Below are 21,929 nucleotides of genomic sequence, written 5' to 3' on the forward strand. Positions count from 1 at the left end.
AGCTCAGACCCCGGCGGCGATGGGAGCGGGCTCCGCGGCGATCAGCCGGGTGCGCTCCTCCTCGCTCATGCCGCCCCAGACCCCGTAGGGCTCGCGGACGGACAGGGCGTGCTTGAGGCAGGACTCCAGCACCGGACACCGGCCGCAGACGGCCTTCGCGGCGGCCTGGCGGCGCGCACGGGCAGGGCCACGCTCCCCGTCGGGGTGGAAGAACAGAGACGTGCTCTCGCCCCGGCAGGCGCCGTGCAGCTGCCAGTCCCACACCTCGGCGACGGGATTGGGCAGGCGACGGATGTCGGCCATCGGTTCTCCTCGGCTCGTGTCGCACCGGGGGGTCGGCCCGGTCACTTCCACGCCGATGCCCGCCGCCGATCAGCCGCAAACACCTGCGTCCGCGTTCGTCGTGCGGGATCGGCCGACTTGTGCTTCCGGCTCATCCCGCTGCCCTCGGTGAGCGACCGGGTGGCCACCGGCCCTCACCCGCGGGGGTGATCGCGCCTGGTGCATGGGGACTCTGCGGATCAAGGTGATCACAGGGAGTGCCGACCACCGGTGTGGGGGACACCCCGACACCCGTCCGGGAGACCGGCGGTGCCGGCACCCCGGAGCGGGGTCCACCCGTTCCTGGCACCCGCCCGGGCACGTCCCGGTCGGTAGGCCGCCGGCCTCCGGGACGGCGCAGACGGGAGCATCCGGTGATCGAGGACAGGACGCGTGGCAACGGCAGCAGCGGGGCCGTGGTCTGGGTGTTCGACGAGCGCCGCCGGGTCCGTGACGAGGTCGCAGGCCGGCTGCTCGCGCTGCCGTTCGTCGCCCGCGTCGAGGCCGTGGGCGACCAGGCCTCGCTGATGGCGCGGCTGGACAACCGGCTCCCCGACCTCCTGCTCGTGGGCACCCAGCGGGCCACCGACAGCGGCCTGTCGGTCGCCACCCAGGTGCTGCGCACGCACCCCCGGCTGGCGGTGCTCATGCTGGGCGCCCCCGACGACGCCGACACCGTCCGCGCCGCCGTGTCCCTCGGTGCCCGCGGGTTCCTGCGCTGGGACGCCAGCCCGCTCGAACTCGGCCTGGGCATGTCCCGCACCGGGGTGCGGGCCGAGGCCCCGCGCCCGGCCGGGCAGCTCACCCCGGCGCCACGCACCCCACAGCACGCGGTCGCCATGTCCGGTGCCCCGGCAGGCGGGCACCCGGGCCCGGCGTCGTGGGGCGGTCCCAGCCCGCTCGCCGGCCTCGCGCCGACCACCGTCCGCTCCACCGTCCCGGCCGCGCCGCAGGTCGCGCTGTCGATGCGGGAGATGCAGGTGCTCACAGGCATGAGCCAGGGCAAGAGCAACGCCCAGATCGGCCGCGAGCTCTACCTGTCCGAGGACACCATCAAGACCCACGCCCGCCGGCTGTTCCGCAAGCTGGCCGTCAAGGACCGCGCCGAGGCCGTGGCCACCGGATTCCGCCGCGGGATGATGACCTGAGCTTGAGCACCTGACACACGACATCGCGGTGACCAGATCGGCCGGTCACCGCGCTGTCATCGTCTCGGCCTCCGGGTCCAGCCGCCTGGGCGACCGTCCAGCCGGTGCGTGACGCGGCTGCACCGTCGGCCGGGTGGCCCTACCTCGGGTTGCTGGGGCGTGCCGGCCGTCGTCCACCGGATGACGGCGCGTCCACACGCGGGCGGCGGCACCGCCGGGGCCCGGCCGGCCGGTCGAGGATCGGCCGGTGCCCTCGCTGCTGCCCGGTCCGGTCCACGTCTCGGCGTCCGCCCGGCTGGGCGTCTTCTCACTCGCCGAGCTCACGGCAGCGGGGGTGACCGAGCGCGAGGTGCGGAGCGCCGTCCGGGCCGGTGACTGGGTCCGGCTCCGCCGTGGGTGGTTCATCGACGCCGGCGCCCTGGCCGTGGCGGAGGAGACCGGTCGGCGACACGAGGTCGATGCCCTGGCCGTGACCGGGGCACTGGCCAGGCCGACGGCGGTCCTCAGCCACGCCACCGCCGCGCGCATCTGGGGACTGCCCGTGCCGGCGGGGCTGTCGACGGACGTGCGGCTGACCGACCCCGGACGCTGGCGGACCGGGCCCGGGTACGTGATCGCCCACGCCGACCTGCCGGCCGAGGAGGTCACCACCCACGGGCAGCACCGACTGACCACGGTCTCCCGGACCCTGGTCGACAACGCGCGCGAGTCGCGCGAGCTGCCCGCGGTGGCCGCGATGGACGCAGCCCTGCTGCGGGGGCTGGTCACGGAGGAGGAGCTGCAGGCCACCCTCGGCCGGCACCGCTTCGCGCCGAGGAACCCGCGGGCGGTGCGCGCGGTCGCGGCCGCCGACGGTCGTGCCGAGACCTGGCTGGAGACCAGGGGGAGGCTGCGCTTCCGGGCTGCGGGTCTGCCGCCCTTCGTGCCGCAGGTCGAGCTCTGGGTCGGGGAGCGGCTGCTCAAGGTGGCCGACGGGTGGTACGACGACGCAGCCGTCGCCGTCGAGTTCGACGGCAGGGTGAAGTACGTCCGTCCGGCTTACGGCGGCCGCCCCGAGGACGTCCTGTTCGACGAGAAGCGCACGGAGGACGCCCTACGGGCTCTCGGCGTCCGGTTCGTCCGGCTGGTCGACGAGGACCTGGGCCCGGGATGGGCCCCGGTCGAGCACCGGGTGCGCCGGGAGCTGCTGGTCCCCGGGCCGGCGGTCCGTCCCTTCCGCGCGGTCCCGCGGTCGGTCGGGCGTCGCCGAGCGGTGGGTTGAGCCACTGGCCGACCGCTCGGCCGCAGTGCGACCCGGCTGCAGGGTCGGCGAGGTGGCTGGACCTCACCGAGGACGGCGTCCTCCGTCAGTCCTCGCGGGCGTGCCGGCCGCCGCTGCCGTGGCGGCCGGTGGGCTCCTCACGCTCGGCCAGGGCGGCCACCCCGTCGGCGTACCCGCTGGCGTAGTCCCAGCTGACGTAGTCGTCGGGGTCGGGGTCGAAGGGCGGCTCGTGCCGGCCGGTCTGCCCCTCGTCGAGCAGCTGGCGCAGGTTGGCCTGCATCAGCGCCCAGTCGACGTGGTGCTCCTCCTCGCAGTCCGGGCAGTCCACGACGATGCCCTTGACCCCGGTGGGTTCCAGCAGCGTGCGGAACACCTCGAGCTCGGCGAGGTCGTCGAGGACCCCGGCGCGCTCTTCGATCGTCAGCGGGGGCTGACCGGAGTGGTCGCCCGGGCCCAGGTCGCCCCCGAAGTCCGGGTCGCGATCCGGGGTCGCGCCGAATGCGTCGTCCCACGCGTCCACGTGTCCTCCTCGCCGGCACCGGGCCGGCCTGTCAGGGCGCTGCCGGCGGGCCGGCAGGTGGTCGGGCTGGCCCGTCCACCGGACCACGGTAACGGGGGGAGGGCCCCTCGGTGGTCTCCGCCTAGCATGGAGGGGGTTCCCGCGCGCCTCGGAGGCGCTCCCACCAACCACACACGAGAGGTGGCGGCACGTGCAGCCCGACGAGCGCACCCCTGAACTGCCGGCGAAGTTCGCCCCGCTGGGGCTGACCTACGACGACGTCCTGCTCATCCCCGGCGCGTCGGACATCGTGCCGACCGAGGTCGACACCAGCACCCGGCTCACCCGTGGCATCCGGCTGGCCATCCCGCTGCTGTCCTCGGCGATGGACACCGTCACCGAGGCGCGGATGGCGATCGCCATGGCCCGGGCCGGTGGTGTGGGCGTGCTGCACCGCAACCTCTCCGCCGAGGACCAGGCCGGGCAGGTCGACCTGGTGAAGCGGTCGGAGTCCGGCATGGTCACCAACCCGGTCACCTGCTCCCCGGACAACACCCTGGCCGAGGTCGACGCGCTCAGCGCCCGGTACCGCATCTCCGGTGCGCCCGTGGTCGACGCCGACGGCGTCCTGGTCGGCATCATCACCAACCGCGACATGCGCTTCGAGACCGACACGAACCGCCTCGTGCGTGACGTGATGACGCCGATGCCGCTGGTCACCGCCCCGGTGGGGGTCGACCCGGACACCGCGCTGTCCCTGCTGCGCTCGCGCAAGATCGAGAAGCTGCCGCTGGTCGACGAGGCCGGCCGGCTCCGCGGGCTGATCACCGTCAAGGACTACGTCAAGCGCGACCAGTTCCCGAACGCCACCAAGGACGCCGACGGCCGGCTGCTCGTGGCGGCTGCCCTCGGGGTCGGTGAGGACGCCTACAAGCGCGCCGGGCTGCTCGTGGACGCCGGTGTCGACGTGCTCGTCGTCGACACCGCACACGGCCACCAGCGCGCGGTGCTGGACATGGTCGGCCGGGTCAAGGCCGACTTCCCCGTCCAGGTCATCGGCGGGAACGTCGCCACCCGCGCCGGCGCCCAGGCGCTGGTCGACGCCGGTGCCGACGCGGTCAAGGTCGGCGTCGGACCCGGCTCGATCTGCACCACCCGCGTGGTCGCCGGGGTCGGCGTCCCGCAGGTCACCGCCATCTACGAGGCCAGCCTCGCCTGCCGCCCGGCCGGCGTGCCGGTCATCGGCGACGGCGGCCTGCAGTACTCCGGCGACATCGCCAAGGCCATCGTGGCCGGCGCGGACAGCGTGATGCTGGGCAGCCTGTTCGCCGGCGTCGACGAGTCGCCGGGCGAGCTCGTCTTCACCAACGGCAAGCAGTACAAGTCCTACCGCGGCATGGGCTCCCTCGGCGCGATGCAGAAGCGCGGGGGCAACCAGTCCTTCAGCCGCGACCGCTACTTCGCCGACGACGTCCTGTCCGACGACAAGCTCGTGCCCGAGGGCATCGAGGGCCAGGTGCCCTACCGCGGCAAGCTGGCCGGGGTCGCCCACCAGCTCGTCGGCGGCCTGCGCGCCGGCATGGGCTACGCGGGTGCGGCCACGATCGCCGACCTGCAGGAGCGCGGCCAGCTGACCCGGATCACCTCCGCCGGGCTCACCGAGAGCCACCCGCACGACGTCCAGGTGACCACCGAAGCCCCCAACTACCGAGGCCGCTGACCCATGCCAGTTCGTGACAACGTCGAGATCGGCCTCAACCGGTTCGCCCGCCGGGGATACGACCTCGACGAGGTGTCGATCGTCCCCTCCCGCCGCACCCGTGACCACGACGACGTCTCCACCGCCTGGCAGATCGACGCCTTCCGGTTCGACATCCCGCTGGTCACCAGCCCCAGCGACGCCGTGGTCAGCCCGGCCACCGCGGTCGCCGTCGGGCAGGCCGGTGGCCTGGGCGTGCTCAACGCCGAGGGGCTGTGGGCCCGCTACGACGACCCGACCGACGTGCTGCGCCGGCTGCGTCAGGCCGCCGGCCCCGACAGCGGCCCGCCGACCGCGCTGCTGCAGGAGGTCTACGCCGAGCCGGTGAAGGCCGACCTGATCGCCGCCCGGATCAAGGAGATGCGCGAGTCCGGGGTGACGACGGCGGTGCGGGTGTCCCCGCAGCACACCGTCTCCCTCGCCCCGACCGTGCTGGCCGCCGGGGTCGACCTGCTGGTCATCCAGGGCACCATCGTCTCCGCCGAGCACGTGACGACCACCGGTGAGGCGCTGAACCTCAAGGAGTTCATCGCCGACCTCGACGTCCCGGTGATCGTCGGTGGGGCGGCGGACTACCAGACCGCGCTGCACCTGATGCGCACCGGTGCGGCCGGCGTCATCGTCGGCGTGGGCGCCGACAGCTGGTCGACCGCCGACGCCGTCATGGGCATCCGGGTGCCGCTGGCCAGTGCCATCGCCGACGCCGCGGCCGCGCGCCGCGACTACCTGGACGAGACCGGTGGCCGCTACGTCCACGTCATCGCCAACGGCCGGATCGAGACCAGCGGCGCCATCGCCCGGGCCCTGGCCTGCGGCGCCGACGCCGTCCAGCTCGGCGAGCCGCTGCGCGTGGCCGCCGAGGCCCCCGGTGGCGGGGTGTGGTGGGACTCGGTCGCGGCGCACCCGCGGCTGCCGCGCGGCGGGACGTCGGCCCCGGTGGAGCCGCGCGGGTCGCTGGCCGACGTGCTCAACGGCTCAGCCGAGTCCGCCGACGGGCGCACCAACCTCTTCGGTGCCCTGCGCCGCACCATGGCCAAGACCGGCTACCAGAACCTCAAGGAGTTCCAGCGGGTCGACCTGGTCCTGGGCGGGAACGGCGCAGCCGTCGCCGGCCCGGGCCACCTGGTGGGCTGAGCACGATGAGCACCCCTGCGCACAGGGACTTCCCGACCGTGCTGGTCGTCGACTTCGGCGCCCAGTACGCGCAACTGATCGCCCGGCGGATCCGGGAGGCCGGCGTCTACTCCGAGCTGGTCGGCTCCGACGTCGCGGTCGAGGAGCTGCTGGCCCGCAAGCCCGCGGCGATCGTGCTGTCCGGCGGGCCCTCCAGCGTCTACGCCGAGGGCGCCCCGCAGGTCGACCCGGCGGTCTTCGAGTCCGGCGTCCCGGCGTTCGGCATCTGCTACGGCTTCCAGGCCATGGCGCAGAGCCTCGGCGGCACCGTCGCGCACACCGGGGACCGCGAGTACGGCGGCACCCCGCTGACCGTCACCACGCAGTCGCGGATGTTCGGTGACCTGCCGAACGAGCAGTCGGTGTGGATGAGCCACGGCGACGCCGTCAGCGCCGCCCCGCCCGGGTTCACCGTCACCGCCACCTCCACCGGCGCCCCGGTCGCGGCCTTCGAGGACGTCGACCGGCGGCTGGCCGGGGTGCAGTTCCACCCCGAGGTGAAGAACACCCCGCACGGGCAGACGGTGCTCGAGCACTTCCTGTTCGACATCGCGGGCCTGGAGCCCAGCTGGACGATGGCGAACGTCGTCGAGGAGCAGGTCGCCGCGATCGCTGCGCAGATCGGTGACCGGCGGGCCATCTGCGGGCTGTCCGGTGGTGTGGACTCCGCGGTGGCCGCCGCCCTCGTGCAGCGGGCCATCGGCGACCGCCTCACCTGCGTCTACGTCGACCACGGGCTGATGCGCGAGGGCGAGACCGAGCAGATCGAGCGGGACTTCGTCGCCGTCACCGGTGCCGACCTGCGGGTCGTCGACGCCAGCGAGCAGTTCCTCACCGCGCTGGCCGGGGTCACCGACCCCGAGACCAAACGGAAGATCATCGGCCGGGAGTTCATCCGGGTCTTCGAGCAGGCCGCCCTCGACGTCATCGCCGACGCCAAGGAGCACGGCGAGACCGTCGACTTCCTGGTGCAGGGCACGCTCTACCCCGACGTCGTCGAGTCCGGTGGCGGCACCGGGACGGCGAACATCAAGAGCCACCACAACGTCGGTGGGCTGCCCGAGGACCTGATGTTCACCCTCGTCGAGCCGCTGCGCACCCTGTTCAAGGACGAGGTGCGCGAGGTGGGCCGCCAGCTCGGCCTGCCCGACACCCTCGTGCAGCGCCAGCCGTTCCCCGGACCGGGCCTCGGGATCCGGATCATCGGCGAGGTCACCCGCGAGCGGCTCGACGTCCTCCGCCAGGCCGACGCGATCGCCCGCGAGGAGCTCTCGGCGGCGCAGCTGGACACCGAGATCTGGCAGTGCCCGGTGGTGCTGCTGGCCGACGTGCGCTCCGTCGGCGTCCAGGGCGACGGCCGCACCTACGGCCACCCCGTCGTGCTGCGCCCGGTGTCGAGTGAGGACGCGATGACCGCGGACTGGACCCGGCTGCCCTACGACGTGCTGGCCAAGATCTCGACCCGGATCACCAACGAGGTGGCCGAGGTCAACCGGGTCGTCCTCGACGTCACGAGCAAGCCCCCGGGCACCATCGAGTGGGAGTGAGGACCCCCTTCTCCCCACCACGAGCACGCTCGCGGCGGGGCCCGGGACAGGGCCTGGCCGGCCCTCGCTGACGCTCGGTCCGGGCACGAGTGCCGGGTGGTGTCGTGGGAGGACCTCCCGTCTCCCGCTCCACCCGGCTGCTCGGGCGTTCACCGCCTGGTGCGGGCCTTGCGGAGTTCGTTGACCAGGAGGGCGATGCCGGCGGCGACCAGGGCGATCCAGACGAGGCCGTGGTCGAACCAGTCCAGGGAGACGTCCACGCCGGACATCAGGACGATGGCCAGGACGATGAAGACGGTGCCGGCGACGAGGGCGCCGACGTCCAGGCGCCGTCCGGTCGGTGGGGTCGGGTCCTTGGTGATCGGCAGGTCGCCGGGGAACACGTCGGTGTCCTGACGGTCGGTGTGCTCAGCCACGGGACACCTCCACGTCGCCCAGACCGGACTCGATCGTGAGGAGCAGGTCGGCGTTGCCGCCGGACCGGGAGGTCGTGCCGGAGCCGGGGTAGAAGCCGCCCTCGGACTCCTCCTGCCCGAACAGCTCGGCCTCGCCCAGCCCGGTGTCCACGGTCACCTGGACGTCGGCGGACAGGGGCACGAGCACGTCGATGTCCCCGGCCCCGGTCTCGATCGCGATCGACAGGGGAGCGGTCCGGTCGGACAGGTCGACGGCCCGCAGGTCCACGGTGAGGTCACCGAGCCCGGTCTCGTAGCGCGGCTGCACGGCGGCGGCGGTGAGCGGACGGTAGGTGCGGTCGCCGACGTCACCGGAGGACAGGTTCACGGTGGAGGCCAGTGCGAGGGCCGCCGTCAGCAGCACCCCCAGCACGACGAGCCCGGTCTTCGCGCCGCGACCGACGCCGGTGAGCGCACCGACCACCAGGCCCGCGCCCACCACCAGCAGTGCCCCGCCGAGGTACGTGCGGGGACCCAGGTCGGCGCTGGTGAGCTGGTCGACCAGGGCCGCGATGCCCAGCACGATCAGCGCGACGGCGAGGGTCACCCCCGGGACCGCGGAGCGCGGCCCGCGCGGCGCCCGGACCGGTGCCGTGCCGGGCGGACCCGACGGCGCGCTCGGCATGAGCAGCCAGAGCAGCGCGTACACGATGACGCCGCTGCCACCGACCACGGTCAGCGCGATCGCACCCACCCGCCACAGCAGGGCGTCGATGCCGGTGTACTCGGCCAGCCCGCCGGCCACACCACCGATCACCCGGTCGTCCCGGCTGCGCCGCAGCTGGCCGCGGGGTGCCGGTCCCGGCGGCGGGGGCGGGGGCCACGAGCTCTGCGGAGGCTGGGCGGCCGGCGGTCCGGCGGCCGGGGGAGGGGAGAGGGGTGGGAGCGGTGAGGTCATGAGCTGAGCCTGCCGACCGGCGCGGTCCGGCGGTATCCGGGAACCACCTGAGCCGACCCTGATCCTCAGGACCGGTCCGGACGGGACGCGGTCCCGGACGCCGGAAGCGAGGCCGGACGCCGAACGGGGACGGACGCCGTGGTGGCGTCCGTCCCCGTTCCGGGTCGGTGGTCGGCGGGCCGGGCCCGCCGGGGCTCAGCGGGCCGGGGCGTCCTCGAGGGGCATCAGCAGCCAGAGCAGGCCGTACAGCAGCGCACCGGCGCCGGCGCCCAGCACGGTGAGGGTGATGAAGAGCAACCGCCACAGCAGCGGGTCGATGCCGGTGTGCACGGCCAGCCCGCCGGAGACGCCGGACACCATCTTCTCGGTGCGGCTGCGGGCCAGCCGCGGACGGGTGGGTGCGGTCCACGAGGGACCGGTCGGGGCGGAGGCGGTCGAGGTCGAGGTGGTCGGGATGGAGGTCGTCAGGTGCTCCGTCGAGGTCATGCCACCACGCTGCCGCGTCCAGTCGCCCCGGCACATCGGTGAGTCCCCGGAGACGACCCTGGACCTGGCCGACCTGCGCACTCCGGGTGATCACCGATGCGCACCGGCCCGGCGCGGTGACACGATCACCGGGTGACCACCACCGCGCCGGCGCCCGGCACCCCGCCGGTGCCCGCCGTCCGGCGGATGACGCAGCGACCACCGCTGGTCCGTCCCCGCGACGGCCGGCTGCTCGCCGGTGTCGCCACCGGGACCGCGGCACACCTGCGGGTGGACGCCGTCGTCGTCCGGGTCGTCTACCTGGCACTGGCGCTGACCGGTGTCGGGGTGGTCGCCTACGCCCTGCTCTGGCTGACCATGCCGGTGGCCTCCGCGGACGGCGACCCGACCGACCCGGCCGTGGCGACCGCCCGGCCCAGTCGCCGGCAGCTGCTCGGCCTCGGGCTGCTGGCCGTGGTCGCGACCGGGGCGGTGACCCGGCTGGCGAACGCGGGCGGCCTGGCCGTCGTCCTGCCGCTGGTGCTGGCCGGTGCGGGCCTGGCGGTCATCTGGCGTCAGCTGGAGGCCGCCGACGACCTCGACCGCGGCAGCGCACGCTGGGGGCTGCTCGGCGGTGCCGTGCTGGGTGTCGCCGGCGTGGTCCTGCTGCTGGCCACCACCGGTCAGCTCGCCAACGCCCGCAACGGCTTCACCGCCACCGTCGTCATCCTGGTCGGCATCACGCTGGCCACGGCACCGCTGTGGCGCCGGCTGCTGGACTCCCGGGCCGCCGAGCGCGCCGCGCGCATCCGGTCGGAGGAGCGCACCGCGCTCGCCGCCCACCTGCACGACTCGGTGCTGCAGACCCTGGCGCTGATCCAGCGGCACGCCGCCGACCCCACCGTCGTCGGCCGGCTGGCCCGCAGCCAGGAGCGCGAGCTGCGCGCCTGGCTGTACGAGCCCACCGTCGTCACCGGCGGCACCTGGGCGGGGCTGGTCGCCCGGCTGGTCGCCGAGGTGGAGGCCGACCACGCCGTCACCGTCGACCCGGTCGTCGTCGGCGACGTCCAGGTCGACGAGGCGGTGGCGACCCTGGGCCAGGCCGCCAGGGAGGCGGTGGTCAACGCCGCCAAGCACTCGGGCGCCCCCACCGTCTCCCTCTACAGCGAGATCAGCCCGACCACGGTCACCGTCTACGTCCGGGACCGCGGCACCGGGTTCGACCCCGACGCGGTACCCGGCGACCGGCGCGGCCTGCGGGACTCCGTGATCGGCCGGCTCACCCGGCTGGGCGGCACGGCGACGGTGCGTTCGGCACCAGGAGAGGGGACCGAGGTGGAGCTCTGCCTCCCACGCACCGAGGAGGTCGCGGCGTGACCGGGCCCCGGGTCTTCCTCGTCGACGACCACGCGATGGTCCGCGCCGGGGTCCGCTCCGAGCTCGGGGACGACGTCCAGGTGGTGGGCGAGGCCGCCGACGTCGCCGGGGCGGTGGCGGGCATCCGGGCCACCGCACCGGACGTCGTCCTGCTCGACGTGCACCTGCCCGACGGCGGCGGGCGTGCCGTGCTGGAGACGCTGCGCGCCGAGCTCCCGGCGACCCGGTGGCTGGCGCTGTCGGTCTCCGACGCCGCCGAGGACGTCATCGCCGTCATCCGGGCCGGCGCCCGCGGCTACGTCACCAAGACGATCTCCGGGCCCGACCTGCGCGACGCCGTGCGCCGGGTGGCCGAGGGCGACGTCGTGTTCAGCCCGCGACTGGCCGGCTTCGTGCTCGACGCGTTCGCCGCCTCCTCGGCCCCCGCGGCACCGGCGGAGGACCCCGCGGTCGACCCGGGGCTGGACCTGCTGTCGGCCCGCGAGCGGGAGGTCATGCAGCTGCTGGCCCGCGGCTACACCTACCGCGAGATCGGCGGCCGGCTGTTCATCTCGGTCAAGACCGTGGAGTCTCACGCCTCCAACGTGCTGCGCAAGCTGCAGCTGTCCAACCGCAACGAGCTCACCCGCTGGGCGGCCACGAACCGACTGCTGTGAGACCCCCTCCCCGGGGCTCGACCGGTGAGGGGGCCGGGATCAGCTGAAGTGGCTCTTGGGGATGACGCCGTGCACGCCCACCGTGCGGTCGACCACCTGGGAGACCTCGAAGTCCGCTGCGGCCGAGAGGTAGGCGTAGGCCACCTGCCGGTCCATGCCGAGGTCGGTCTCCAGGAAGTCCAGCGCGTTGACCACGGCCCGCCGGCTGGCGGTGTCCAGGTCGCTGCCCTGGCCGTTGCGGGACCCGTCGGGGTCCGACAGCCCGATCGGCACCCACGCGTCCGGCGTCTCGCCGAACGGGTACCGGTAGGCCACCGACGGTGCGTCGCCCGAGCCGGGCTTGCAGACGGTGAGCCGGTAGGTGATCCGCAGCGACCCCTCCATCGCGGTGAGGGCCACCTCGCCGTTGCCCATCGACATGTGCGGGTCGCCGGTGGAGAACAGCGCCCCCTCGGCGACCACCGGCACGTAGAAGGCCGAGCCGACGTTGAGGTGCTTCACGTCGATGTTGCCGCCACCGAGCGTCGGCGGGATCGAGTTCACCAGCGGGTCGTTGAGCTTCGCGGCGTCGCCGACGGTGGCGACCGCCATGAGCCCGGCGAAGGGGTCCAGCGGCCAGGCGACCTCGCCGCTGGTGCCCACCGGCAGGTGGGCGGTCGGGACGCCGCCACGGGCACGCCGGACCGGGGTGAAGACGGAGACGTTGCCGTAGCGGAGCGGGTCCTTCGTGCTCCGGCCGTCCTTCGTCCGCGGCATCGTCTCGGCCGCGCTGATGCCCTGGTCGGGGGAGAACTGGACGGCCAGCGCCCCCTTGCCGTGCCGGCTGGAGATGACGCCGTAGGGGACCCGGGGCATCGCCGAGAGGGGCTCGATCTTCAGCACGTCCCCGGGGCGGGCGCCCTCGACGTACACCGGTCCGGTGATGACGTGCGGCCCGTCGGCGTCGAAGTCCCGCTTGTGCCGGGCGTACCCCGCGGCGATGGCAACGGCATCGTCGAGCACCTGGTCGCGCGGCACGCCCTTGCCGGCGAACCAGGCGGCCGGGTCCCGGCCCTGGTCCTCCAGCAGGCCCTCGTGGCTCACCGTGTCGATGGTGATCGTCTGTCCGGAGCGCATCCGGACGACCGGTAGGTCCGTGGTGCGCGGCAGGTAGCCCCACAGCACCTCCTCGGGTCGGGAGGGCAGGTAGACGTCGCCGTCGATCGGGCCGGTGTCCGGCTGGAGGACCTGCCCGGGCAGCCGGGTGCGGGGCTTGGGGGTGGCTGCGGCCGGTGACGCGCTGGCGACACCGGCCGCCATGACGGCGCCGGTGGCCAGGGCGGCCCGGACGAAGGAGCGCCGACCCAGCCCCCGCTCGAGCACGCTGGCTGCGGTGGCCGGGTCGGGCTGGTCGGTGGGCAGGTCGTGCGAGCGGTCGGTCAACGTCTCTCCCGGTGCCTGGTCCTGGCGGTCGGGAGATGTCTACGGACGCTGTGTTGCCGCTGGGAGTCGGTGGCGAGACGTTCCGTCACACGCCACGCACGGACGCCGCGCGGTCCGTCAGCCGGTGTGGACGACCTGGAAGGCCTCGGCGAACCGGCCCTCGGGCAGGCCGTGGTCCTTCGCGGTCTGCCGCATCCAGCCGCCGACGAACTCCTGCAGTTGGCCCTCGGGCAGGTGGCTGACCTGGGTGACGTGGGACATCAGCGCGGCCCACTTGCGCTCGACCACGTCGGTGACGTCGACGACGTGGTTCGGGTGCGGGCCGCCGCCGAGCCACACCTCGGAGACCGTCCACGCCTCCAGGCCCTCGTCGGCCAGCAGCTCGGGGTGGGCGAAGGGGTTGCGGGCGTCGGGGTAGACGGCGCGCAGCGTCGACTCCCCGGCGGTCATGTGGTCGGGGTGGCTGGCGCCGATCCGCTCGTAGAACCGCTCCGGCGAGCTGGTCAGCACCCGCTGCGGGCGCACCTGCCGGATGACCCGGCTGATGTCGCGGCGCAGTCCGAGCGTGGGCTCCAGCCGGCCGTCGGGGTAGCCGAGCCAGTGGAGGTCGGTCACGCCCACCGCGGCGGCCGCGGCGGTCTGCTCGGCCCGGCGCAGCACCGGCATCTGGTCGCGCGGGGTCTCGTCGAACCCGCCGGCGTCCCCGTCGGTGACCAGGCAGTAGCTGACCTGGGTGCCGGCTGCGGTCCACTGGGCCACGGTGCCGGCGCTGCCGAAGTCGACGTCGTCGGGGTGGGCGAGCACGCACAGGGCCCGCTCGACGTGCTCGGCAGGGGCGGTCGGCAGCGGCATCACGCCCGCGAGCCTAAGCAGCCGTCCGGGCACCCCGGGACGGGGTCCGCCGTCACAGGCGGCCGCGGCCCAGGCGCAGCAGCATCATCCCCAGCGCGACGCCGTCCGGGCCCAGCGCGGTGCGGAAGCGGTCCAGCACCCGCTGCTCGCGCGACAGCGACAACCGGGTGCCACCACTGGCCGAGCGCAGGGCGCCGATCTGCTGGGAGACGGCCAGCCGGCGCTGCACGAGCTCGATGATCTGGGCGTCGCAGGAGTCGATCTCGCCGCGCAGCGCGTCGATCTGGGCGGCCGGGTCGGTGCTGGTGGTCATCAGGTCCTCCGGGGCGGTGGTGGCCGTCGGAACCCGGAGACGAGGAACGCCCCGGGGCCGTCGGCCCGGGGCGTCGTGTGCGGTGGCTGGTCAGCCAGCGGTCACGGACACCGGGGACCGGTGGCCGTAGGAAAAGCGTCGCTGGCTGAGCACGTCGGCAGTCTGGCACGGACGGCGTCCGGCGCGCCACCGGTCACGCCCGTCGCACCCGTTCCACAGGGGCGGGGAACGTCGGCCCCTCGGCTTACAGTGGCGGGGTCATGAACTCACCCCACGAAGACGCTCCGCTGGCGCTCCGCGTTGTCGCGGGGGCCCCGAGATGAGCAGCTCGCAGATCTCTCTCCCCGGCACCGAGACCGTCCACCGTCAGGCGTCCGGCCAGATCGGTCGCGAGCTGGACCGGATGCTCGCCGGCCTCAACGGCCCGCAGCGCCAGGCGACCGTGCACGAGGGCAGCCCGCTGCTCATCGTCGCGGGTGCGGGGTCGGGCAAGACCCGGGTGCTCACCCACCGGATCGCCTACCTGCTGGGCGCCCGCGGCGTGCAGCCCGGCGAGATCATGGCGATCACCTTCACCAACAAGGCCGCCGGCGAGATGAAGGAGCGTGTCGCCTCTCTCGTCGGCCCGCGTGCCCGGGCGATGTGGGTCTCGACGTTCCACTCGATGTGCGTGCGGATCCTGCGCGCCGAGGCCGCCAAGCTCGGCATGAAGACCTCGTTCACCATCTACGACCAGGGCGACTCGGTCCGGCTGATGACGATGGTGGCCCGCGACCTGGACCTGGACAGCAAGCGGTATCCCGGCCGCAGCCTGGCCAACCAGGTGTCGAACCTGAAGAACGAGCTCATCGACGAGGAGTCCTACGCCCCGGAGACGGCGCCGGAGAAGGTGCTCAAGGAGGCGTACACGCTCTACCAGCGCCGCCTGCGCGAGGCCCACGCGATGGACTTCGACGACCTGATCATGACCACGGTCCACCTGCTCCAGGCCTTCCCCGACGTCGCCGAGCACTACCGGCGCCGGTTCCGGCACGTGCTGGTCGACGAGTACCAGGACACCAACCACGCGCAGTACGTGCTGGTCCGCGAGCTGGTCGGCACCGCCGGCGGCCCGGTCCCGCCGGCCGAGCTGTGCGTGGTCGGTGACGCCGACCAGTCGATCTACGCCTTCCGCGGCGCCACGATCCGCAACATCGACGAGTTCGAGCGCGACTACCCCGAGGCCACCACGATCGTGCTGGAGCAGAACTACCGCTCCACCCAGCGGATCCTGCGTGCGGCCAACCAGGTCATCGCCCGCAACACCGCCCGCCGGCCGAAGAACCTGTGGTCGGAGGCCGGCGACGGCGAGATGATCCAGGGCTACGTCGCCGAGAACGAGCACGACGAGGCCGCCTGGGTCGCCGAGCAGATCGACGCGCTCACCGACGAGGGGCTGGCCCAGCCCAAGGACATCGCGGTCTTCTACCGCACCAACAACGCCTCCCGCGTCTTCGAGGAGGTGTTCATCCGGGTCGGCATGCCCTACAAGGTCGTCGGCGGGGTGCGCTTCTACGAGCGCCGCGAGGTCCGGGACGCCGTGGCCTACCTCAAGGTGGTCGCGAACCCCGACGACGTCGTCAGCCTGCGCCGGGTGCTCAACACGCCCAAGCGCGGCATCGGCGAGCGGGCCGAGTCCGCCGTCGAGCGGTTCGCCGACCGGGAGCGCATCCCGTTCGCCTCGGCCCTGCGCCGGACGTCGGAGATCGGCGAGCTGGCCACCCGCTCGGCGAAGGCCATCGCGGAGTTCGTGTCCCTGCTGGAGGAGTTCGAGCACCTCGTCGCCACCGGCTCCGGCCCGGCCGCCCTGCTGGAGAGCATCCTCGAGCGCACCGGCTACCTCACCGAGCTGGCGGTCAGCACCGACCCGCAGGACGAGGGCCGGGTCGACAACCTCAACGAGCTGGTCTCGGTGGCCGCGGAGTTCGAGGCGGCCAACCCCAACGGCACGGTCACCGACTTCCTCGAGCAGGTCTCCCTGGTCGCCGACGCCGACCAGATCCCGGTCACCGGCGACGAGGCCGGTGTCGTCACCCTGATGACGCTGCACACCGCCAAGGGCCTGGAGTTCCCGGTCGTCTTCCTCACCGCGCTGGAGGACGGCGTCTTCCCGCACCTGCGTGCCCTCGGCGACCCGCGGGAGCTGGAGGAGGAGCGGCGGCTGGCCTACGTCGGCATCACCCGGGCCCGCCAGCGGCTGTTCCTGTCCCGGGCCACCATCCGCACCAGCTGGGGGCAGCCGGCCTACAACCCGCCGTCCCGGTTCCTCGACGAGCTGCCGACCGACGCCGTCCAGTGGACCGGCTCGCAGCCGGTGAGCAGCTCGCCGATGAGCTCGGCGCAGTCGCGGGTGGCGGCCACGGGCCTGTCCACCGGCGGGCTGCGCGGCGGGGCGGGCAACCGCCCGGTGATCAACGTCGAGATCGGCGACCGGGTCAGCCACGACGCGTTCGGGCTGGGCACCGTCGTGGAGATCAACGGCGCCGGTGACAAGGCGCAGGCCACGGTCGACTTCGGCTCCGGCGGCACAAAGCGGCTCGTGCTGCGCTACGCCCCCCTCGTCAAGCTCTGAAGAAGGACCTCGGCGCCCCCCACGCCACGCTGCGCGCGGCGCGGGCCCCTGCGCCGGGGCCGGGGGCAGCGGGGTCCTCTCATCCGTCGCCCTCGAAGCCGATGAGCCAGTGGACGCCGAAGCGGTCGACCACCCGGCCGCCGGCCGCGAGGTCGGTGAACCAGGCGCGCAGGGTGGCCGGATCGGCGGCGCCCAGCAGTGCCCACACCAGGCCCGCGGACGTGAAGACCGGCTCGTCCCCGGCCACGTCGGCGGCGAACAGCGCGACCGGGCCGTCGACCAGGTACCCGTGGCCCACCGCGTCGGCCGGGCCGTCCTCGCGCCCGAGGTCGGCGAAGGAGTGCACCGCGAACCCGCAGCCGACGACCTCCGCGTAGGAGGGCAGCGCTGCGCGCGCGGTGCCGGGCAGGTGCAGGTACGGCGTCGGGGCGGTCATGCGCCCGCAGCGCAGGGGCGCCGGCGCCGGCGCCGCCTCAGCTGACGGTGAGGCCCCGCTCGCCCAGCCACTCCTCCGGGTCGATCGGCTTGCCCTTCATGCCGCCGCTGTGGATCTCGTAGTGCACGTGCGGCCCGGTCGACTGGCCCTCGTTGCCGACCTTGGCGATCTGCTGGCCTGCGGAGACGACGTCCCCGGCCTTCACGCTGTAGTAGCGCATGTGCCCGTAGATGTGGACGTTGCCGTCGGCGTCCTGGACGTAGACGGCGTACCCGTAGCCCGAGGCCGCGCCGGCCCGCAGCACGACACCGTCGGCGGCCGCGAAGATCGGCGTGCCCAGCGGGGCGGCGAGGTCGATGCCCCAGTGCATGGTGCCCCAGCGCTGGCAGAAGCAGGTGCTGAGCCAGCCGTCGGTGGGAACGACGAAGTCGGGCTCGCGGGCGGCCCGGGAGGCGGCGATCTCGCTGAGCCGGGCCTGGGCCTCCGCCTGGCTGATCTCACCGCGGGCGCCCTCGACGTCCACGCCACCGGCGAAGCTGGCGTCGCCCAGTCCCAGCCCGTAGTCCTGGCCGGAGACGACCGACACCGGTGCCGCCGTGCCGCTGCCGAGCAGCGCGGCGGCGATGGCGCCCACGACGGCGGCGGCCAGCAGCAGCGGCGCGCGACGGGCCGGAGGGCGCACACCCCGGTGGGCTGGAGCGGTGGCGGCGACAGCAGCGAGGGCGGTGGGTGCCGTGGCCGGGCCGGCGACCGGGGCCGGGGCCGGGGCGATGGCACCGGCCGGGGCGATGGCCGGGGCCGGCGTCGGGGGGAGGGGAGCGGGGGACTCGGTGGTCCCGGGGGCCGCTGCGGCGGGGGCCGGTGGGGTGTCGGTGCCGGTGGCGCCCTGGGTCGCGGCCCACTCGCCGTCCCAGTCGACGTCGGCGACCAGGGCCTCGGCCCAGCCGGGGCCGGCCGGTTCGACGGACAGGACGGCATCGAGGCCGTCCTCGGGCCGCGTGCGGCCGACGAGCTCACGGAGACGGGACAACAGGCACCTTCCCGGGGACGCCACGGGGGGAGCCGTGGGCCTGACGTGCACCAGACGGTCAAGTGATCGGCAGGTGCGCGGAGCAGTGGGACCACCGGGTGGCAGATCCTGCTGCTGTCGTCCCCGGACGCTACGGAGAGCTACGGAGAGGGACCATCACCTCACGCCGCGTGTCGCTCCCCTCGACGCACAGTGACCCCATCCGTCCCACCAGCCCCCTCCGGAGTCACACCGACCCCAGCCGGCGCAGGGTGCTCAGGCGGTGGGCAGTCGCTCCGTCGCCGGCCGGGGCGCGGCCAGGGTGGCGGCGATCTCGTCGAGCACCGACCGGTGGATCGGCAGGGACATGTGCCCCACGCCGCGCACCAGCACGTTGCGGACGCTCAGGTCGGGGTGCTCGCACCGCCCGGACGTCGAGGGCACGACCATCTGGTCCAGGTCGCTGTAGACCGCGGTCACCCGGGTGCGGCAGCCCGGCGCCGGGGTGGCCAGCTCCTGCAGCAGCGGCGAGCCCGGCCGCAGCTGCCGGACCAGCGGGGTCGGCAGCACGTGCGCCCAGCGGCTGCCACCGTGCGGCGTCCCGAGGGTGACCAGGGAGTCGACCAGGGCGTCCCCGCCCAGCCGCTGTACCAGGTAGCGGGCCACCAGTCCACCGAGGCTGTGCCCGACCACGTGGACCCGCTCGTGCCCGGTGTCCTGGCACACCTGCTCCAGGTGCCGGCCCAGCGCCACCGCGGCGGTCTCGACGTCGCGCAGCAGTGGGCTGTAGTTCCAGGAGCAGACCTGGGTGAACCCCCGCCGGCGCAGCGCGCGCCGGGTCACCGAGAACACCGACCGGTTGTCGACCAGCCCGTGTACCAGGACGACGGGGACGCGGGCGGCCAGCGGGTCGTCGGCGAAGAGCGCGCGGACCGCCGGTGACCGGTCGGCAGGGCGGTAGCCGGGATCGGGCCGCAGCCGTTCGGCCCGGGCGCCCAGCGGGTAGAGCAGCGCGTGCGCCCCGACCCAGGCGAGCTCGGTCAGCGTGCCGGCGAGGACCACCGGGGAGACCACCGAGCGCAGCCCGCCACGGGGCGGACCTCCCGGGGCTGCCGGGTCGCTCCCGGCTCCGGCGCCCGGGGCGTGCCAGGCTGGGGAGGAGGGGGGGTCGGTCGAGTGCACGCCGGTCTCCCTCCCTGTCCGCTCCGGCACCGCGCTGGGCGGTGCCGCGCACGTGCTGCGCCGGACTCGGGGGACCGTAGTGCCCTGATGTGCCAGGCATCACACACCGTCGTCCGACACGCGCCCGCGTCCTGACCGCCGACCTCGAGGAGCCGACCAGTGCCCGCCCGTGACCGCGTTCCCGCCCGCCCCGGCCAGGGGGGTGCGTCGGCGTCCGGCCGCCCCGGTGCCGCCCGCCGGACCACTCCGCGCCCGGGTGGCCCGGCCGCGTCCGGCCCCGGACGCCCCTCGGGCGCCGCCGGTGTGCAGGGTCCCGACCGGCTGGTCGTCGGCACCGTCCCGCTGCTCGCCCGGGCCGCCGGGGCGCTCCTGCTGCTGGCCGGCCTGGTCGGCGCCGTCGCCGTCTTCCCCACCTACCTCGTCGTGGGCGGGCAGGCCGTCGACCCGGTCACCGGGCCGGTCTCCGCGCTCGTGGCGCTGGTGGCGCCGGTGGCCGCCGTCGCCGTGGGCGCCGGGCTGGCGCTCGGCCGGGTGCCGCGGCTGGGCCTGGCCTACGCCTCGGTCTGCGGTGCGCTGGCGGTGGGCCGGCTGCTCATCGAGCTCTACCAGGGCCGTGGCTCGACGACCCGCCCGGCCGTCGAGGTGCTGGCCGGGGAGAGGGTCGTGACCAGCTCCGTCGACCTCGGCGCCGGCTGGGTGCTCGGGGTGGTCGCCCTGGTCCTGACCGTCCTCGCCGGGCTGATGGCGCTGGTCGCCTGGGGACGCACGGTCATGGAGGACGGCGGCTCGCTGGACCCGCTGCGGCCGGTGCTCGCCGGTGCCTCGGTACTGCTGGGCGTCGGCGCGGTGCTGTGCCTGGCGTCGCCGGCCGCCGACGTCCCGGACCGGGTGGTGGTCGACCCGGTCACCGGCCTGGAGACGGTCGTCACCGCCCAGGGTCCGCCGGCGCTGCTGGAACGCCCCGGCCTGGCCCTGCTCGGCGGGCTGCTGCTGGCCGGGGCGCTGCTGCTGTGCGCGGTCACCGCGCCGTCGCTTCGGCCGCGGCTGGGCGCCGTCGGCGGGCTGCTGGGGGTCGCGGTCTTCGTGCTGGCGGCCGGGCTCAGCGGCCTGCGCGACGCCCTGCACGGCCCCGACCTGGACTGGACGGTGACCGGCGCCGGGCTGCTGGTGCTCGGACTGGGGCTGGTCGCGCTGACCGTGGTCGCCTGGCGCGCGCACGCGGCCGCGCCCGCCGCGGTGACCGACGCCGAGCGGTTCGGCAGCACGTCCGAGGACTGACCCGCCGCGCCCGTCCCGTGCCGTGGGAGCGCTGACACGGGCCGGTCCCGGAGGCGCGTGACGCGGACCGGCGCCAGGCGGGCTACGGTCCCTGCTCGTGGATCTCTTCGAGTACCAGGCCCGTGACCTGTTGGCCGCGCACGGTGTGCCCGTGCTGCCCGGCGGCGTAGCCGAGACACCCGAGCAGGCAGAGGCGATCGCGCGGGAGATCGCCGCGCCGGTCGTGGTGAAGGCCCAGGTGAAGGTGGGCGGCCGCGGCAAGGCCGGCGGCGTCAAGCTCGCCGACGACCCCGAGACCGCCCGCGCCCGCGCCGAGGACATCCTCGGCCTGGACATCAAGGGCCACGTGACCCGCCAGGTCATGGTCGCCCAGGCCAGCGACATCGCCGAGGAGTACTACTTCTCCTACCTCCTCGACCGCTCCAACCGCACCTTCCTGGCCATGGCCAGCAAGGAGGGTGGCATGGAGATCGAGCAGCTCGCCGTCGAGCGCCCCGAGGCCCTCGCCCGCATCCCCGTCGACGCCTCCGTCGGCGTCGACGCTGCGAAGGCCGCCGAGATCGTCGACGCCGCCGGGTTCCCCGCCGAGGTCCGCGACCAGGTGATCGCCATCGCCGTCCAGCTGTGGGACGTCTTCACCAAGGAGGACGCCACCCTGGTCGAGATCAACCCGCTGGCCAAGGACCCCGCCGGCCGGGTCCTCGCACTCGACGCCAAGGTCACCCTCGACGAGAACGCCGGCTTCCGGCACCCCGAGCACGCCGCCCTCGAGGACGCCGCCGCCGCCGACCCGCTCGAGGCCGCGGCGAAGGCCAAGGACCTCAACTACGTCAAGCTGCAGGGCCAGGTCGGGATCATCGGCAACGGTGCGGGCCTGGTCATGAGCACCCTGGACGTCGTCGCCTACGCCGGTGAGGAGTTCGGCGGCGTCCGGCCGGCCAACTTCCTCGACATCGGTGGCGGTGCCTCGGCCGAGGTCATGGCCAACGGCCTGGGCATCATCCTGTCCGACCCCGACGTGAAGAGCGTCTTCGTCAACGTCTTCGGTGGCATCACCGCCTGCGACGAGGTCGCCAAGGGCATCGTGGCCGCGCTCGGCCAGCTCGGCGACGAGGCCACCAAGCCGCTGGTCGTCCGGCTGGACGGCAACAACGTTGAGGAGGGCCGGCGGATCCTCGCCGAGGCCGCCCACCCCCTGGTGACCGTGGTCGACACCATGGACGGCGCCGCCCGCCGCGCCGCCGAACTCGCCGCCTGATCGCCGCCC

21 protein-coding genes are annotated in these 21,929 nt (G+C 74.3%); 10 read left to right on the forward strand and 11 right to left on the reverse strand.

Annotated features, from left to right (window positions below; genetic code table 11):
* Positions 1–3: 3 nt before the first annotated feature.
* Positions 4–303, reverse strand: a complete 300-nt coding sequence (locus GCU67_RS17595) for a WhiB family transcriptional regulator (protein WP_163612656.1) — start codon at positions 301–303, stop codon at positions 4–6.
* A 392-nt stretch (positions 304–695) separates the two neighbouring features.
* Between GCU67_RS17595 and GCU67_RS17600 the strand changes: the two genes are divergently transcribed.
* Together GCU67_RS17600 and GCU67_RS17605 are read left to right on the forward strand one after the other, a co-directional pair.
* Positions 696–1,469 (forward strand): LuxR C-terminal-related transcriptional regulator, encoded by a 774-nt coding sequence (locus GCU67_RS17600; RefSeq protein ID WP_163612657.1) that lies wholly within the window; start codon positions 696–698, stop codon positions 1,467–1,469.
* A gap of 247 nt (positions 1,470–1,716) precedes the next feature.
* Entirely contained in the window at positions 1,717–2,730 is a 1,014-nt protein-coding gene (locus GCU67_RS17605; protein ID WP_338105114.1) for a type IV toxin-antitoxin system AbiEi family antitoxin domain-containing protein, read from the forward strand.
* A gap of 85 nt (positions 2,731–2,815) precedes the next feature.
* Here GCU67_RS17605 and GCU67_RS17610 read toward each other — a convergent pair whose 3' ends face one another.
* Complete coding sequence (locus GCU67_RS17610; RefSeq protein ID WP_163612658.1) at positions 2,816–3,250, reverse strand: DUF5319 family protein; 435 nt, start codon at positions 3,248–3,250, stop codon at positions 2,816–2,818.
* 190 nt (positions 3,251–3,440) lie between these two features.
* Here GCU67_RS17610 and guaB point away from each other — a divergent pair, with 190 nt between their 5' ends.
* The 3 genes from guaB to guaA are packed head-to-tail and all read left to right on the forward strand — an operon-like array spanning position 3,441 to position 7,708.
* Positions 3,441–4,949, forward strand: a complete 1,509-nt coding sequence (guaB, locus tag GCU67_RS17615) for an IMP dehydrogenase (RefSeq protein WP_163612659.1) — start codon at positions 3,441–3,443, stop codon at positions 4,947–4,949.
* 3 nt (positions 4,950–4,952) lie between these two features.
* On the forward strand, positions 4,953–6,122 hold the full coding sequence (locus GCU67_RS17620; protein WP_163612660.1) for a GuaB3 family IMP dehydrogenase-related protein: 1,170 nt from the start codon (positions 4,953–4,955) through the stop codon (positions 6,120–6,122).
* Positions 6,123–6,127: 5 nt separating this feature from the next.
* Entirely contained in the window at positions 6,128–7,708 is a 1,581-nt protein-coding gene (gene guaA, locus GCU67_RS17625; protein WP_163612661.1) for a glutamine-hydrolyzing GMP synthase, read from the forward strand.
* 149 nt (positions 7,709–7,857) lie between these two features.
* Here the strand turns inward: guaA and GCU67_RS17630 are convergent, their stop codons facing one another.
* The 3 genes from GCU67_RS17630 to GCU67_RS17640 all read right to left on the reverse strand — a co-directional run bounded on the left by GCU67_RS17630 (position 7,858) and on the right by GCU67_RS17640 (position 9,547).
* The gene (locus tag GCU67_RS17630) at positions 7,858–8,124 is read right to left on the reverse strand and encodes a hypothetical protein (RefSeq protein ID WP_163612662.1); all 267 of its coding nucleotides are present in this window, start codon (positions 8,122–8,124) and stop codon (positions 7,858–7,860) included.
* Entirely contained in the window at positions 8,117–9,061 is a 945-nt protein-coding gene (locus tag GCU67_RS17635; RefSeq protein ID WP_163612663.1) for a PspC domain-containing protein, read from the reverse strand. The genes GCU67_RS17630 and GCU67_RS17635 overlap by 8 nt, the downstream gene beginning before the upstream one ends.
* Positions 9,062–9,256: 195 nt before the next feature.
* Positions 9,257–9,547, reverse strand: a complete 291-nt coding sequence (locus GCU67_RS17640; RefSeq protein ID WP_163612664.1) for a PspC domain-containing protein — start codon at positions 9,545–9,547, stop codon at positions 9,257–9,259.
* Between the two features lie 132 nt (positions 9,548–9,679).
* On the opposite strand from GCU67_RS17640, the gene GCU67_RS17645 reads away from it, so the two are divergent.
* The gene (locus GCU67_RS17645; protein WP_338105115.1) at positions 9,680–10,903 is read left to right on the forward strand and encodes an ATP-binding protein; all 1,224 of its coding nucleotides are present in this window, start codon (positions 9,680–9,682) and stop codon (positions 10,901–10,903) included.
* Entirely contained in the window at positions 10,900–11,559 is a 660-nt protein-coding gene (locus tag GCU67_RS17650; RefSeq protein WP_163612665.1) for a response regulator, read from the forward strand. Before GCU67_RS17645 ends, GCU67_RS17650 begins: the two co-directional genes overlap by 4 nt.
* 39 nt (positions 11,560–11,598) lie before the next feature.
* On the opposite strand, the gene GCU67_RS17655 is transcribed toward GCU67_RS17650, so the two are convergent.
* From GCU67_RS17655 to GCU67_RS17665, 3 genes are all read right to left on the reverse strand, one after another.
* Positions 11,599–12,981, reverse strand: coding sequence for an acetamidase/formamidase family protein (locus GCU67_RS17655; RefSeq protein WP_246215294.1), 1,383 nt, complete (start codon positions 12,979–12,981; stop codon positions 11,599–11,601).
* A gap of 117 nt (positions 12,982–13,098) precedes the next feature.
* A complete protein-coding gene (locus GCU67_RS17660; protein WP_163612700.1) occupies positions 13,099–13,833 on the reverse strand; it encodes a PIG-L deacetylase family protein in 735 nt (244 codons plus the stop codon).
* A gap of 52 nt (positions 13,834–13,885) precedes the next feature.
* Complete coding sequence (locus tag GCU67_RS17665; protein ID WP_163612666.1) at positions 13,886–14,146, reverse strand: chorismate mutase; 261 nt, start codon at positions 14,144–14,146, stop codon at positions 13,886–13,888.
* A gap of 319 nt (positions 14,147–14,465) precedes the next feature.
* Here GCU67_RS17665 and pcrA point away from each other — a divergent pair, with 319 nt between their 5' ends.
* Entirely contained in the window at positions 14,466–16,757 is a 2,292-nt protein-coding gene (gene pcrA, locus GCU67_RS17670) for a DNA helicase PcrA (RefSeq protein WP_163612667.1), read from the forward strand.
* 79 nt (positions 16,758–16,836) lie between these two features.
* Here the strand turns inward: pcrA and GCU67_RS17675 are convergent, their stop codons facing one another.
* From GCU67_RS17675 to GCU67_RS17685, 3 genes are all read right to left on the reverse strand, one after another.
* Entirely contained in the window at positions 16,837–17,193 is a 357-nt protein-coding gene (locus tag GCU67_RS17675; RefSeq protein WP_163612668.1) for a VOC family protein, read from the reverse strand.
* A 37-nt stretch (positions 17,194–17,230) separates the two neighbouring features.
* Positions 17,231–18,223 (reverse strand): M23 family metallopeptidase, encoded by a 993-nt coding sequence (locus GCU67_RS17680; protein ID WP_246215295.1) that lies wholly within the window; start codon positions 18,221–18,223, stop codon positions 17,231–17,233.
* A 255-nt stretch (positions 18,224–18,478) separates the two neighbouring features.
* Positions 18,479–19,276, reverse strand: coding sequence for an esterase/lipase family protein (locus GCU67_RS17685; RefSeq protein ID WP_338105116.1), 798 nt, complete (start codon positions 19,274–19,276; stop codon positions 18,479–18,481).
* A gap of 411 nt (positions 19,277–19,687) precedes the next feature.
* On the opposite strand from GCU67_RS17685, the gene GCU67_RS17690 reads away from it, so the two are divergent.
* Both GCU67_RS17690 and sucC read left to right on the forward strand, forming a co-directional pair.
* A complete protein-coding gene (locus GCU67_RS17690; protein WP_338105117.1) occupies positions 19,688–20,662 on the forward strand; it encodes a hypothetical protein in 975 nt (324 codons plus the stop codon).
* Positions 20,663–20,759: 97 nt separating this feature from the next.
* Complete coding sequence (gene sucC / locus GCU67_RS17695; RefSeq protein WP_163612670.1) at positions 20,760–21,920, forward strand: ADP-forming succinate--CoA ligase subunit beta; 1,161 nt, start codon at positions 20,760–20,762, stop codon at positions 21,918–21,920.
* Positions 21,921–21,929: the final 9 nt, after the last annotated feature.

Origin of the sequence: Modestobacter muralis, assembly GCF_010682105.1 — a bacterium.
In the GTDB taxonomy this organism is placed as follows: domain Bacteria; phylum Actinomycetota; class Actinomycetes; order Mycobacteriales; family Geodermatophilaceae; genus Modestobacter; species Modestobacter muralis.